Below are 13,693 nucleotides of genomic sequence, written 5' to 3'. Positions count from 1 at the left end.
GCCCGCCCCACACACGCCCTGCGCCCCGAGCGGCCCAAGAAGCACACCCTCACGCAGGCAAACAAATCTCAAGCAAGCCCCAACAACCCCTCACACAACCGCGGCGACTTCATCTTCTGCAGCCACCACTTCAACGCTTCCCCAGGCGCCTCGGCCCGCCATGCATACGCCACGTGTTCCGTCAGCGACATGCCTTCGTCCGTTTCGCACACCACCAGCACCCCTTGCGACAGGTAAGGCGCCGCCAGCGTCAGGGGCAGATAGCCGCATCCCAGGCCGCGGATCTGCGCTTCGATCTTTGCCTGCATCGTCGGCATCACCAGCGTCGGTTGTTCCGCCAGGATGCCGCGCGACTGCGGCGGGAGATTGCGTGACGTGTCGGCTACGACCACCGCGCAATAGCGCGTGATGTCCGCGCGGCTCAGCGGTTGTGGGGCGGATGCCAGCGGGTGGTGCGCCGCCACGCAGAACGCGAACTGGGCCTGGCCCATTGCTTGCGATCGGTACGGGCCGGTCGGTTCGCCCGCCGCGCCGGCCCCGATCACCAGGTCTGCGCGGCCCGACGTCAGTGCGTCCCAGTTGCCGCTCAGCACTTCTGTTGAGAAGCGCAGCGTCGTTGCCGTCTCCAGCGCCTGGAATTCCTCGATCAGGTCGTACAGCGGGCGCCAGGGCAGCACCGCGCTGACTGCGATGCGTAGTTCCACTTCCCAACCGGTTGCGATACGTTTGACCCGGCAGGCCAGATCGTCCAGCGATTGGAGCACGTGACGGCCGTCCTTCAGCAGCGTTTCGCCGGCCGGCGTCAGCAGCGCCCGGTGGCCCGAGCGGTCGAACAGCAGGACGTCCAGCCCGTCTTCCAGCTTGCGGATCGAATAGGTCACGGCCGACGGCACCTTGCCCAGCTCGCGCGCCGCCTTCGCGAAACTGCCGTGGCGGGCGATCGCGTCCACCAGCACCAGGAGTTCGGGGGTAATCGCTTGCATCAGGGAGGCTCCGGCTGATCGTTCAAATAAATTGAATGGTTCCGTCAAATCATAGCGTCAATTACCTGGGGCGGACCAGGCACAATTCTATTCATGCCGGTTCAGCAGCCAAGTCAGGTGCAGTGATAGATCGATGCCAGCGGCTGCAAGACCATTCACTTGATTGCAACAGGGAGTCCACTATGCTTACCATTCGCCGCAGCGCCGAGCGGGGCCATGCCAACCACGGGTGGCTCGACTCGTTCCATACTTTTTCCTTCGCCAACTACTACGATCCCAGCCACATGGGCTTTGGCGCGCTGCGTGTCATCAACGACGATCGCATCGCCGCCGGCCGCGGTTTCGGGACGCATGGCCATCGCGACATGGAAATCATCACCTACGTGCTGGATGGCGCCATCGCCCACAAAGACAGCATGGGCAGCGGCTCGACCATCCAGCCCGGCAACGTCCAGCGCATGAGCGCCGGCCGGGGGGTCATGCACTCGGAATTCAACCCGCGTGCCGACCAGGAAACCCACCTGCTGCAGATCTGGATCGAGCCTGACGTCACCGGCATTGCGCCGGAGTATGAAGAAAAGACCTTTTCTGACGAGCAAAAGCGCGGTCGCCTGCAAGCCCTGGTGTCGGGCGATGGCATCGATGGTTCGATGAAGATCCATCAGAACGTGCGGCTGTATGCCGGTCTGTTCGACGGTGATGAGTCCGCCACGCTCGACCTGGCGCCGGGCCGCCGTGCCTGGGTCCATGTGGCTCGCGGCAGCGTCGTTGCCAACGGCATCGAGCTGGCGGCTGGCGATGCCGTCGCCATCACCGATGAAACCCGTGTCGCGCTGTCCGGCGGCAAGGATGCCGAAGTGCTTGTGTTCGACCTGGCGTAAAGCCGGCGGCCGGGCGGATTGCCGAGATCCGCCCGGCCTTGTTTTTCGCAATGCCGCGCCGGCGGTTCAGCAAAGAACCGGCCGGGCTTAAGATGGCCCCAGGGCCACCCTACAGGAGCGTATTCCATGTCCACCTTGTCCCAACCCGGCGAAAGCCAGATCGAAACCGTGGTGGTGCCGCGCACCAGCGACCTGGGCGGCTTCGAAGTCCGCCGCGCGCTGCCCTCGGCGCAGCGCCGCACCGTCGGCCCCTTTGTTTTCCTGGACCACATGGGGCCCGTGGAATTCAACGCCGGGTCCGGCATCGACGTGCGGCCGCATCCGCACATCGGCCTGTCCACCGTCACCTATCTGTACGAAGGGTCCATGGTGCACCGCGATGGCGCCGGCAACACGCAGACCATTTTGCCCGGCGAAGTGAACTGGATGACCGCCGGCCGGGGCATCGTGCATTCTGAACGTTCCTCGCCTGAAAGCCGCCAGGCCGCGCAGCGCCTCTGTGGCCTGCAGATCTGGGTCGGCCTGCCCAAAGAACACGAAGAGACCGATCCCGGCTTTACCCATTACGGCCTGGATGCCCAGCCCGTGATCGAAGGCGAGGGCGTGCGCGCTCAGGTCGTGGCGGGCTCGCTGTTCGGCAAGACCTCGTCGGTCAAGACGCATTCGCCGCTGTTCTATGGCGATATGCAGTTGCAGGCCGGCGCGGTGACCGTTCTGCCGGCCGAACACGAAGAACGCGCGGCCTATCTGGCCACGGGTTCCGTGGAAGTGGAAGGGCAGGTGTTCGAAAGCGGCCGCCTGATCGTCTTTGCGCCGGGCCGTCCGGTGCAGATCCGCGCCCGCACCGATGCGCGCTTTGCCGTCCTGGGCGGCGAGCCGCTGGAAGGGCCGCGCTTCATCTGGTGGAACTTCGTGTCCAGCAGCAAAGACCGCATCGAACAGGCCAAAGAGGAATGGCAGCGCAACCGCTTCGGCCAGACGGTGCCGGGCGACGAGACGGAGTTCATTCCGCTGCCCGCGCCGCGCGCGTGATAGCAACGTTCGCCGACGGTGCTTTCACGGCGGTGATGTCGCCGCCGGTTAGCGCGGACGGCAAACGGGCCAGCATCCCCACGTTACGGGGGATGCTGGCCCGTTTCGTTCTACGCCTGTGCCGGGCGCGTTTTCATCAACACGAAGTTTTCTCCTTTGAAGACACGCCGGGGGCCGCCGCGTTCCACCTGGTGGTGAAACTGGCGACGTTCGGCCCGCTGGGCCGCTTGCAGGGCCTGGGCGTGGTTCGCCAGCCGGTGGGCGATCAGCAGCGTGGCGATGCGTTTATTGGCATGTTGGCTGCGTTCGGTTTGCACCTTGACGGTGATGCCCGTGGCCACATGGGTGGCGCGCACGGCCGACTCGGTCTTGTTGACGTGCTGGCCGCCCGGCCCGGACGAACGCGTGGTTTCGAAGCGGATCTCGCGGGATAGTTCGGTTGTCGGCATCTCGCAGCGCAGGGCGCCGATGAACCAGTTCTTGCGGGCGTGGCCGGGGCGGTAGGGGCTGGCGCAGATCCATTGGATCGAGCCTTCCCAATCGGCCGCCAAGCCTTCAGCGCCCGCGCCGTCCAGGCTCAGCAGCACCGAGCGGTACGTGCCCGCCCTGGCGCCGGCTTCGGATTCCAGTACGTCGACATCGATGCCTCGGCCACGCGCTTCGCGCAGCAGGCCGGCCAGCGCCTTGGCGACCGCCAGGCAGCACTCGTCAGGCCCGTGGGCCGCGGAAAGTTGCAGCAGTTCCATCAGCAGCATCCTCCGCGCGTCTTGTAGGTCAGCACCGGGCGCAACTTGGCCAGCACCGTGACCAGGCCCGCGTGTTGCAGGCTGTCGATGATGCTGTCCACGGGCTTGTAGGCCTCGGGCGCTTCTTCGTAGATCAGCTGCTTGTCCTGGCAGATGACGTGGCTGCCCAGCTTGGTGCGGCCCAGTTGCGCCGGGGTGTAGCGCTTGAACAGGCGGTCCTTGCACTCGCTGCGCATCCACTTGCGGCCGGCGCCGTGTGCCAGCGAATACAGGCTGGCTTCGCCGGGAATCGGCGCCACCAGGTAGCTGAAGTCGCCGCGCGACCCCGGAATGACGACCAGCCCGGCATCCGACGGCGTCGCGCCTTTGCGATGCAGCCAGCCGGCTTCGCCCTGGATCTCCGCGGGTGTCACCAGGTTGTGGTGCACGTCCAGCACCTGTTCGCCCTTGGCTCCCAGGCGGTCCAGCATGCGGCGCGCGATCAGTTGCCGGTTGGCTTCGGCGTAACGCAATGCGCCGTCGTGCTGGGCCAGGTAGGCGGTGCAGTCTGCGCTGCCTTGCGCCAGGCCGGCATGCCCATGCCGTTGGATGTGGTCTTGCAGAATCGCGCCGCCCAGTCCGCGCGAGCCGCTGTGCACCAGCAGCACCAGCCGTTTGACGTCCAGTTGCAAGGCCGCGACGGCCTCGGGGTCGTGGATCTCGTCGATGCGTTGCAGCTCGGCAAAATGATTGCCGCCGCCGATGGTACCCAGCGCCTGCCGATAGCCCACGTCAGCGGGCGCCAGTTCGGACGCGAGCGCTTGCCAGCGGTCGTCCAGCGGGGCATCCAGGTTGCCCAGCTTTCTTTCCAGCCTGTCGGGCGCGGCTTTCCGGGCGTCGACGTCGGTCGACCACAGCGCCATGCCGCAGCCGATGTCGCCGCCGATCAGGGCGGGGTACAGGCGGCCAGTGGAAAAGAATGCCGCGCCCACCGGGTAGCCTCGGCCGGGATGCAGGTCAGGCATGCCGGCCACGCGGCGCATGCCGGCAAGTTCAGCGGTGGTGAGTAGTTGTTGGATCGCGTTGCCTTCGATCCAGGTCTCGTCCGAGGCGATCAACGTGACGCGCTCGGACAAGGTTTGAATGCAATTGCCCATGGTATTTCCAGATCAGATCATCCGGGGCTCCCTGGGCCGCGCGTCCTGCAAAGCGCAGGCGTGCGGATACCGCGCTCGGGCAGGCGATGGCCGTGCGAGGGCGAGGCGTATGGGAGACCCTGTGTGGCAGGTCCGGGCCAAGGCAATGCGAATGGATTGCTATGCGAACGTTGCCCGTCGGATTGACGGGCGGGGCTGCATGCGCGGGTGGCATGCAGTGGCGACAGCAAGAAGAATTCGAACGGACTAGACGCGGCCTGCAGCGTGGGAAGTTTGTTGTTGCATCGTGTTTTGCATGATTTTTTTCCTCCTGTGCAGTTCGGTAGTGTGAGGGCGCGGGGCCCAAGAGAGCGCCACTCTATCATCGATTGCCGCGAGGTGACGCATCAGCATGGGCAAAGCGCCGCCAATGTGGCCGCCGGCGTATGAATTGCGCCACAGTCGTGTCAGTTTCGTGCCAAGCGCGCAGCAGTATGATGCGCATCCCTGACTTGATAACAATAGGGATGGAGACATCATGCAACGCATTACCCTGAACGTCCTGCGCACCGTGGCCGCGCTGGCGCTGGTCCATGGCGCCGCCGCCGCGCAGGCGGCCGGCTATCCGGCCAAGCCCATCACCTTCATCGTGCCCTATACCGCGGGCGGCACCACCGACCTGGTGGCGCGCACCGCGGGCCAGAAGGTCGCCGAAAAACTGGGCCAGCCCGTCATCGTCGAGAACCGTCCCGGCGCGGGCGGCAACATCGGCATGGACGCCGTGGCCCGCGCCGCGCCGGACGGCTACACCATCGGCTTCGGCGCCATTTCCACCAATGCGCTCAATCCGTTCGTCTACCCGTCGATGCCGTTCGACCCGACCAAGGACTTCACCGGCGTCAGCATGCTGGGCGCGTCCTCGGTGGTGCTGGAAACCGGCCCGTCCCTGAAAGTCGACAGCGTCAAGGACCTGGTGGCGTACGCCAAGCAGCATCCGGGCACCGCATTCGGCACGCCGGGCACGGGGACGTCGATGCACCTGGCCGGCGTGATGTTCGACCAGTTGACCGGCGCCGGCATGCAGCATATTCCGTACAAGGGCAGCGCGCAGGCGCTCAACGACCTCTTGGGCGGCCACTTGCCGGTGATGTTCGACAACCTGCCGGCGTCCTTGCCGCACATCAAGTCGGGCAAGGTCCACGCTTTGGCGGTGACCGGCAGCAAGCGCGCGCCCGCGCTGCCCGACGTGCCGACCCTGGCCGAGCTGGGCTACGGCGCGGCCGTGGTGGATCCGTGGTTCGCGGTGTACGGGCCGGCCAAGATGCCGCCGGAAATCACGAACGCGCTCAGCGCCGCGTTCCGCGAAGCGCTGGCCATGCCGGATGTGAAGGACAAGCTGGAGCAGGCTGGTTTCATGCCCTACGGCTCGACGCCTGAGGAAGTGGAGCGTCTGACCCGCAGCCAGTATGAATCCTTCAAGGCGTTGTCGCAGAAGGTCAAACTGTCGGCCGATTGATGGCAGGCAGGCCCAAGGCCGCTTGAGCCTGGCCTGCCGCAACCGCTGCGGGCATGGGTCAGGCGGCCGTGAACCTGCCCATCCGGCCGCTAACGGCCCCGCGCGAACACCTGTTCGCGCTGTTCGGCCAGCGTTTCGCGGCGGATGAAATCGCGCACGAAGTCGTCGGCCGGGTGGTGGTGCAGGTTGTAGGGCGTATCCCACTGCGCGATGCGCCCGGACGCCATCACGCCGATGCGGTCGGCGATGGCGAAGGCCTCGGCCTGGTTGTGTGTCACCAGAATGGCCGTGTGGCCCGTGGTCTTCAGGATGTCGCGCACTTCGAACGCCAGGCGTTCGCGCGTGTCCACGTCCAGATTGGAAAACGGTTCGTCCAGCAGCAGCAGGTCGGGCGAGGGCGCCAGGGCTCGCGCCAGCGCGACGCGCTGCTGTTGGCCGCCGGAGATCTCGTGTGGATAGCTGTTGGCCGCGTGCGCCAGGCCGACCAGCGTCAGCATTTCCTCGACCCGGCGGGTGCGTTCGGTGCGTTCCAGGCGGCGCAGGCCGAAGGCCACGTTCTCGGCCACCGACAGATGCGGAAACAGCGCGTAGTCCTGGAACATCATGCCGACGCGGCGCTTTTCCGGGGCGACCTGTTCGGTGGGCGACGAGATGACGGTGCCGTCCAGCAGGATGCGGCCGGCGCGCACCGGCTCGAAGCCGGCGATGGCGCGCAGCACCGTGGTCTTGCCGCAGCCGGATTCCCCGAGCAGGCAGCCGATGTGGCCGGCGGGCAGGCCCAGGGTCAGGTCCTGCACCACGGGGCGCAGGCCCTTGGGGGTGTCGTAGGCCAGCGAGAGATGGTCGAGTTCAAGCAGATCGGGCACGGTGGTCAATGTCCCATTTTCAGATTGGTGCGCGCCAGCAGGATCACGGGCAACAGCCCGGCCAGCACGATGGCCAGCGCCGCGACGGCGCCTTCTTCGTAAGTGCCGCGGGCCGCTTCGGCATAGAGCCAGGTGGCGAGCGTGTCGAAATTCATCGGCCGCAAGAGCAACGTGGCCGGCAGTTCTTTCATGGCGTCCACGAACACCAGCAGCGCGCTGGCGGCCAAGGCCGGGCGCAGCAGCGGCAGGTGAACGCGGCGCAGCGTGCCGGCCGAGGTCTCGCCCAGCAGCCGCGAGGCCTGTTCCAGCGACGGCGGCACGCGGGCCAGGCCCGCTTCCAGCGCGCCGGTGGAAATGGCCAGGAAGCGGATGGCGTAGGCGCATACCAGCGCGGCCATCGACCCCATCAGGAACAGGCCCGTGCCGCCGAACACCTTGGCCACCGCGGTGTCGATCCAGACGAAGGGCGTGAGCAGGCCGATGGCCAGCACGGTGCCGGGCACCGCGTAGCCCAGGCTGGCAATGCGGGCGCAGGCGCGGCCCGGGTTGAAGCCGGCGCTTTCGCGCAGCGTGCGGCCGGCCCAGGCCACGACCAGGCCGCAGACCAGCGTGACGATCGTGGCGCTGAAGGCCACGATGAGGGTGTTGCTCAAGCCGTTGAGCAATTGCTTCGAGACGCCGCCCACCAGGTGCAGGCGCTTGTAGGTTTCCACCACCAGGTACAGGGCCGGCGCGACAAAGCCGATCAGCACCGGAATCCACCCCAGCACGGCGGCCAGGGCCGCGGCCGGTCCGCGCAGCCGGCGCGGCTGCATGGGCCGCATGCGCTGGGTATTGGCGTAGCGCTGGCGTTTGCGGCCATGGCGTTCCAGCAGGATCAGGCCGATCACGATGGCCAGCATGGTCAGCGCGATCTGCGCGGCGCCCGCCAGGTCGGACCGCGTGACCCAGGTGGTGTAGACCGACACAGTCAGGGTCTGCACGCCCAGGAATTCCGAGGCGCCGATGTCGTTCAGCGTTTCCAGCAGCGCCAGGCTGACGCCCACCACGATGGCCGGCCGCGCCAGCGGCAGCGCCACCCGGAAGAACACGCCGTAGCGGCCGGCGCCGAGCGTACGGGCCGCTTCCAGCAGGCTGGCCGCCTGCGTCATGAACATGACGCGGGTGCTGAGATACACGTAGGGATACAGCACGAAGCCCAGCACGAAGATCGCGCCGTAGATCGAGCGCAGGTCCGGCAGCCGGAACTGGCGCGGGCTGTCGTAGCCCAGCAGGGCGCGGATGGCGGTCTGGATCGGGCCGATCGGGTGCAGCAGGTCCAGGTAGGCGAAGGCGATGATGTAGGTCGGCACCGCCAGCGGCAGCAACAGCGCCCAGGTCAGCGCGCGCCGCGTCGGGAATTCGTAGGCGGTCACCAGCCAGGCGGAGCCGGTGCCCAGCAGGGTCACCAGCACGCCCACGCCGGCCAGCAGCATGGCGGTGTTGGCCAGGGCCTGGGGCAGCACATAGTTGGCCAGGTGCTGCCAGTGCGACAGGTCGCCGCCCAGCGCCCACCACACCAGCGTCAGCACGGGCGCCAGCACGGCCAGGGCGATCAGGACCGCGCCGGCCAACCAGCCGGCGCCGCGTTCAGCCCAGCGCAACCGCAGCGGCCGGGGCAGGGAATCGGTATGCATGCTTCAGAAAGGGTGCTGCTTCAAGAATGCTGCGGATCGGGCGCCGCGCGGGGCGGCGCCTGTAGCGTCAAGGCCTGCCGCCGCCCAATCCGGCGCGAAGCCGGGGTTGGGCGAGGGCAGGCCTGAAGGCAGAAAGGTGGCGCCGAGGCGCCGCCATGCCGTGTTTTAATTGTCGAAACCGACCTTGTCCACCAGTTCGCTGGCTTGCTTGCGGTACTTGGCGATCTCGGTCAGGGGCAGGGGATCGACCTTCAGTTCGCCGAAGCTGGCGACCACGGGGTCGAGCTTGACGCCCTTGCGCACCGGGTATTCGTAGTTGGCCTGGGCGTACAGCGCCTGGGCGGGTTCGGACACCAGGAAGTCCAGCAGCTTGACCGCATTGGCCTTGTTGGGCGCGTTGACCGCCACGGCGGCGCCGCTGACGTTCACGTGGGTGCCGCCGCTCTTGCTGTTGGCGAAGGTCGGGCGGATCACCTTGATGGCGTCGCCCCACTTGCGGGCGTCGGTGCCGGCTTCGGCGTTCTTCATGTGACCGACGTAGTAGGCGTTGGCCAGGCCGATGTCGCAGATGCCGCCCAGGATATCGCGGGCCACGTCGCGGTCGCCGCCAGCGGCCTTGCGGGCCAGGTTGGCTTTCACGCCGCGCAGCCATTTTTCGGTGGCTTCGGCGCCGTCATGGGCGATCATCGAAGCGACCATGGCAGTGTTGTAGGGGTGCTGGCCCGAACGGATGCAGACCTTGCCCTTCCATTTGGGATCGGCCAGGTCTTCGTAGCGGAAGCTTTCCAGCTTCAGGTCTTTTTCGACATACAGCACGCGGTCGCGCAGCGACAGGGCGAACCACTTGCCGTCGGCGCCGCGCAGGTTGGCGGGAATGACCGATTCCAGCGTCTGCGACTTGACCGATTGGGTCACGCCGCCGTCCACCAGGTCGAGCAGGTTGCCGATGTCCACGGTCATCAGCACGTCGGCGGGCGACTTGGCGCCTTCGGCCTTCACGCGCTCGAGCAGGCCGTCTTTCACGAAGACGGTATTGACCTTGATGCCGCTTTCCTTGGTGAAGGCGTCCAGCAGCGGTTGGATCAGCTTGGGTTCACGCGTGGTGTACAGGCTGACTTCCTCGGCGGCGTGGGCCGGGACGGCAAACGCGGCGGCGCCGGCCAGGGCCAGGGTGCGCAGCAGCGTTTTCAATTGGGGACGCATAGACATGAAAGGAACTCCGGCAAGGTCTGCAGCGGTCAAAGCCTGGGGTGGCCGGGCTAGTCCGCTGCTCAAAACGGTCTGCTAACGAAAATGATTATCAAATGAGAACCGCACAATAACAGGAAGTTTTAAGGCGTTCAACTGTTCGTAAGGCTTGATATCAGACCCTTGATCCCCATCAATACGGCATAAGGGTATTACGGAATAATGAGAGCAATTATCATCGGGACCCTGTAGAATAGGGTCAACCCTAATAGTCTCTAGATACGACATGGCTGCTTTCAACACCGAGCGCGTGCTTAGCGTGCACCACTGGAACGACACCCTGTTTTCCTTTACCACCACGCGTGACGCGGCCTTGCGGTTCCACAACGGCCACTTCGTCATGATCGGCCTGGAAGTCGAAGGCAAGCCCCTGCTGCGGGCCTACAGCATCGCCAGCGCCAACTACGAAGAAAACCTCGAATTCCTCAGCATCAAGGTGCAGAACGGTCCGCTGACCTCGCGCCTGCAGCATCTGAAGGAAGGCGACACCATCCTGGTCAGCCGCAAGCCGGTGGGCACCCTGGTGGTCGATGACCTCAAGCCGGGCAAGCACCTGTTCCTGTTCGGCACGGGCACGGGCCTGGCGCCTTTCATGAGCATCATCAAAGACCCCGACGTCTACGAACGCTTCGACAAGGTCATCCTGGTGCACGGGGTGCGCTGGGTCAGCGAGCTGGCCTACGCCGACTTCATCGAAAAAGAACTGCCCAACAACGAGTTCTTCGGCGACGTGGTGCGCGACAAGCTGGTCTACTACCCGACCGTCACGCGCGAGCCGTTCCGCAACCAGGGCCGCATTACCGAGTTGATGGAAAACGGCAAGCTGTGCGCCGACATCGGCATTCCCCAGATCAACCCCGAAACCGATCGCGCCATGATCTGCGGTAGCCCGCATATGCTGGCCGACATCAGCGCCATGCTGGACAAGCGCGGTTTCGTGGTGTCCCCGGGCGTAGGCCAGCCGGGCGACTACGTGGTCGAACGCGCTTTCGTCGAAAAGTAAGCGGCGGCGGCGTTTGCCGCGGCAATGAAAAGGCGCAGCCCAGGCTGCGCCTTTTGCATTTGAGCGACGCCGCCAACGCCGCTGGCGTCACGCCGGGGTGCGCGGGCCGCGCCGCAGTCGTTCCGCGTTGGCCAGGTCGGCAATGGGCGAGAGCAGGGCGCGATCGAACGCTTGCAGGACCAGGCCGTTGCGAAGGCGTTGCGGCCAGTCAGCATGGGTCAGTGCCCCGCGGCCCAGCGACACCAGGTCTGCCTCGCCGCGTTCGACCATTCCGACGGCTTCGCTGGGGGTGTGCAAGGCGCCGTTGGCGATCACCGGCACGGTGCCGTGTTGCCGGGCCAGCGCGGCAAGGCTGGGGCCGGCGCCAAAGGCCGGCTGCCAGGCTTCGAATTCCGTCGTATGCAGGTAGTCGATGCTGGCGGCCGACAGCGTCTTGAAGATGAGCGCCGCCTCTGGCTCGCCGCCTGCCCACTTGTGGGTGAAATCGTTGACCTTGCCTTGCGACACGCGATAACCCACCGTGAAATCGGGGCCGACAGCGCGGCGCACGGCCTGGATCGTCTCGACGCCCAGGCGCAGGCGGTGCGCCAGCCCGCCGCCGTAGCCGTCGGTGCGTTGGTTGGTGTAGTCCGTCAGGAACTGGTCGAGCAGGTAGCCGTTCGCGCCGTGCAGTTCCACGCCATCGAAGCCGGCTGCCTTTGCCCTGACCGCCGCGCGGGCAAAGGCTGCCACCGCATCGTTCACTTCCGCCAGCGACAGCGCTTCAGGCAGCCGGTAGGCGCCTTCCCCACGATAGAAGCTCATCTGCATGCCTTTGGGCTGCACCGCTGACGGGCCTTTGGCGTTCGGTCGATGGGGATTGCCTTGCGAGATGGCGCCGGCATGCATGAGTTGGGCAATGATGCGGCCGCCGTTCGCCTGCACGCGATCCACGACGGGGCGCCATGCGTCGCGCTGCGCGTCGTCGGCCAGGCCGGGCTGCAAGAGATAGCCCTGGGCGTAGGCCTGGTCGGTGTAGATGCCCTCGGTGATGACCAGGCCGAACCCGCCGGCAGCGAAACCGCCGTAGTAATCCGCCATCTGCGCGGTGGCCCGGCCGTCGGCCAAGGCGCTGACCCGCGTCATCGGTGCGACGGCCAGGCGGTTCGCCAGCCGCAGCGCACCGATCGCAACCGGGTCGTCAAGCGTCGATGTGGCCATCTCAACGCCCCTCGGCGTTGGGGACGACTGCGATCGCTTCGATTTCGATCATCGCATCGGGTGTGTAAAGGGCGCGAATCTCGGCGATGGTGTCGGCCGGGTAGGGCGCCGCGAAGAATTCCCGGCGCAGCGTAACGACGTCATCGAAATGGCCCATGTCGGTCACGAAAATGGTGACCTTGACCACATCCTTCAGGCTGGCGCCGCCGGCTTCGAGCGCCCGGCGCAGGTTCGCAAAGGCCTGCCGCCCCTGTGCCAGGAAGCCGCCCTGGACGATCTTGCCGTTCTCGCCCGCGCCGGCCTGGCCCGAGATGAACAGCCAGCCATTGGCCTTGATGCCTTGCGACAGCAGGAAGGGTTCGTAAGGGTCCGGCTGGGTGATGACGCGTTCGATCATGATTAGTTTCTCTCATTTATCAAGTCCGCCGACGATGGCGGGTAGAGAGAAGATAAGGGGCCAGAAGCCGCCCGACAAAGGTTCATTTATCAAGCATCAGATGAGATAATTTCACTCATATCAACACCGGTCCCAGCCTCATGCATCGACGATTCCTGCCCCTGTCAGCGCTACGCGCCTTCGAGGCCGCGGCCCGCCTGGGCAGCTTCAAGGCGGCCGCCGAAGAACTCGCGGTCACGCCCACGGCCGTCAGCCACCAGATTCGAGGTCTTGAAGACCAGGTCGGCGTGGCCCTCTTTACCCGGCAGGTCCGGCGCGTCTCGCTTACCGAGGCGGGCACGCGCCTGTACCCCGTGCTGCGCGATGGCTTCGACGCCTTCCAGGCGGCGCTGGAACGGCTGACCGAAGCCCGGCAGCGGCCCCAGGTGGTCATCTCGGCGACCAACGCGTTCACGGCGAAATGGCTCTTGCCAAGGATGGGGGCGTTTCGCCGCGACCTGGCGGGTATCGACCTGCAAGTCCAGGCCTCGGACGAGATCGTCGACCTGCGTTCGACGGCCGTCGACATTGCCATCCGCTACGGCCGGGGGCCGTATCCCGGCCTGACCGTCGAACCGCTCTTCACAGACCGCTTTGCTCCCGTTGCCAACCCGCGGCTGGGCGTGCGCACAATCGAAGACCTGGCGCGTTGGCCGCTGATCTACTTCGAATGGCGGCGGCAGCACCCGCACAATCCCACCTGGGGGCGCTGGTTTGCCCAAGCCGGGCGGCCCGAGGCCGCGCCCGCGGGCGAATTGCGGTTTTCGGATGAAGGGCACGCCATTCAAGCGGCCGTCGCGGGGGAAGGCATCGCCTTGGTCAGCCAGGCGCTGGTCGCCCAGGAACTGGCGGCGGGCCAGCTCCATCAGCCTTTCGGGCCGAGCATCGACGGGCACACGTATCACGTCGCCGTCAGCGCCGAGCGAGCGCTGTCGCAAGGCGCGCGCGCCGTGCTGGAATGGCTGAAGGCGCAGGCGGCGGCGTGACGCGC

The 13,693-nt window shown here is 66.2% G+C and carries 13 protein-coding genes; 5 read left to right on the top strand and 8 right to left on the bottom strand.

What is annotated here, in order from left to right; all coding sequences use genetic code 11:
• Window positions 1-68: 68 nt before the first annotated feature.
• Window positions 69-983: a LysR family transcriptional regulator gene (locus tag U858_RS0130305; protein WP_025140862.1), complete on the bottom strand. Its 915-nt coding sequence runs from the start codon at window positions 981-983 to the stop codon at window positions 69-71.
• A gap of 182 nt (window positions 984-1,165) precedes the next feature.
• Here U858_RS0130305 and U858_RS0130300 point away from each other — a divergent pair, with 182 nt between their 5' ends.
• Both U858_RS0130300 and U858_RS0130295 read left to right on the top strand, forming a co-directional pair.
• On the top strand, window positions 1,166-1,864 hold the full coding sequence (locus tag U858_RS0130300; protein WP_025140861.1) for a pirin family protein: 699 nt from the start codon (window positions 1,166-1,168) through the stop codon (window positions 1,862-1,864).
• Window positions 1,865-1,990: 126 nt separating this feature from the next.
• Window positions 1,991-2,896 (top strand): pirin family protein, encoded by a 906-nt coding sequence (locus tag U858_RS0130295; RefSeq protein ID WP_025140860.1) that lies wholly within the window; start codon window positions 1,991-1,993, stop codon window positions 2,894-2,896.
• Between the two features lie 110 nt (window positions 2,897-3,006).
• On the opposite strand, the gene prfH is transcribed toward U858_RS0130295, so the two are convergent.
• Together prfH and U858_RS0130285 are read right to left on the bottom strand one after the other, a co-directional pair.
• A complete protein-coding gene (prfH, locus tag U858_RS0130290) occupies window positions 3,007-3,642 on the bottom strand; it encodes a peptide chain release factor H (RefSeq protein WP_025140859.1) in 636 nt (211 codons plus the stop codon).
• Window positions 3,642-4,778, bottom strand: a complete 1,137-nt coding sequence (locus U858_RS0130285; protein WP_025140858.1) for an RNA ligase RtcB family protein — start codon at window positions 4,776-4,778, stop codon at window positions 3,642-3,644. The genes prfH and U858_RS0130285 overlap by 1 nt, the downstream gene beginning before the upstream one ends.
• A gap of 517 nt (window positions 4,779-5,295) precedes the next feature.
• Between U858_RS0130285 and U858_RS0130280 the strand changes: the two genes are divergently transcribed.
• Entirely contained in the window at window positions 5,296-6,273 is a 978-nt protein-coding gene (locus U858_RS0130280; RefSeq protein WP_025140857.1) for a tripartite tricarboxylate transporter substrate binding protein, read from the top strand.
• 89 nt (window positions 6,274-6,362) lie between these two features.
• Here U858_RS0130280 and U858_RS0130275 read toward each other — a convergent pair whose 3' ends face one another.
• From U858_RS0130275 to U858_RS0130265, 3 genes are all read right to left on the bottom strand, one after another.
• On the bottom strand, window positions 6,363-7,139 hold the full coding sequence (locus U858_RS0130275) for an ABC transporter ATP-binding protein (protein ID WP_025140856.1): 777 nt from the start codon (window positions 7,137-7,139) through the stop codon (window positions 6,363-6,365).
• A 5-nt stretch (window positions 7,140-7,144) separates the two neighbouring features.
• Window positions 7,145-8,815: an iron ABC transporter permease gene (locus tag U858_RS0130270; protein WP_025140855.1), complete on the bottom strand. Its 1,671-nt coding sequence runs from the start codon at window positions 8,813-8,815 to the stop codon at window positions 7,145-7,147.
• 165 nt (window positions 8,816-8,980) lie between these two features.
• Entirely contained in the window at window positions 8,981-10,024 is a 1,044-nt protein-coding gene (locus tag U858_RS0130265) for a Fe(3+) ABC transporter substrate-binding protein (protein WP_025140854.1), read from the bottom strand.
• 265 nt (window positions 10,025-10,289) lie between these two features.
• On the opposite strand from U858_RS0130265, the gene U858_RS0130260 reads away from it, so the two are divergent.
• Window positions 10,290-11,066 (top strand): ferredoxin--NADP reductase, encoded by a 777-nt coding sequence (locus tag U858_RS0130260; protein WP_025140853.1) that lies wholly within the window; start codon window positions 10,290-10,292, stop codon window positions 11,064-11,066.
• Window positions 11,067-11,153: 87 nt separating this feature from the next.
• On the opposite strand, the gene U858_RS0130255 is transcribed toward U858_RS0130260, so the two are convergent.
• Both U858_RS0130255 and U858_RS0130250 read right to left on the bottom strand, forming a co-directional pair.
• Entirely contained in the window at window positions 11,154-12,266 is a 1,113-nt protein-coding gene (locus U858_RS0130255) for an NADH:flavin oxidoreductase (RefSeq protein WP_025140852.1), read from the bottom strand.
• Window position 12,267: 1 nt separating this feature from the next.
• Window positions 12,268-12,663 carry a RidA family protein gene (locus tag U858_RS0130250; protein ID WP_025140851.1) on the bottom strand — a complete coding sequence of 132 codons (396 nt, stop codon included), beginning with the start codon at window positions 12,661-12,663 and terminating at the stop codon, window positions 12,268-12,270.
• Window positions 12,664-12,803: 140 nt separating this feature from the next.
• On the opposite strand from U858_RS0130250, the gene U858_RS0130245 reads away from it, so the two are divergent.
• The gene (locus tag U858_RS0130245) at window positions 12,804-13,688 is read left to right on the top strand and encodes a LysR substrate-binding domain-containing protein (protein ID WP_025140850.1); all 885 of its coding nucleotides are present in this window, start codon (window positions 12,804-12,806) and stop codon (window positions 13,686-13,688) included.
• Window positions 13,689-13,693: the final 5 nt, after the last annotated feature.

It is taken from the genome of Achromobacter sp. DH1f (assembly GCF_000633435.1).
GTDB classification, from domain to species: Bacteria; Pseudomonadota; Gammaproteobacteria; order Burkholderiales; family Burkholderiaceae_B; genus Achromobacter; species Achromobacter deleyi.
This window is presented reverse-complemented; position numbering and strand designations above follow the sequence as displayed.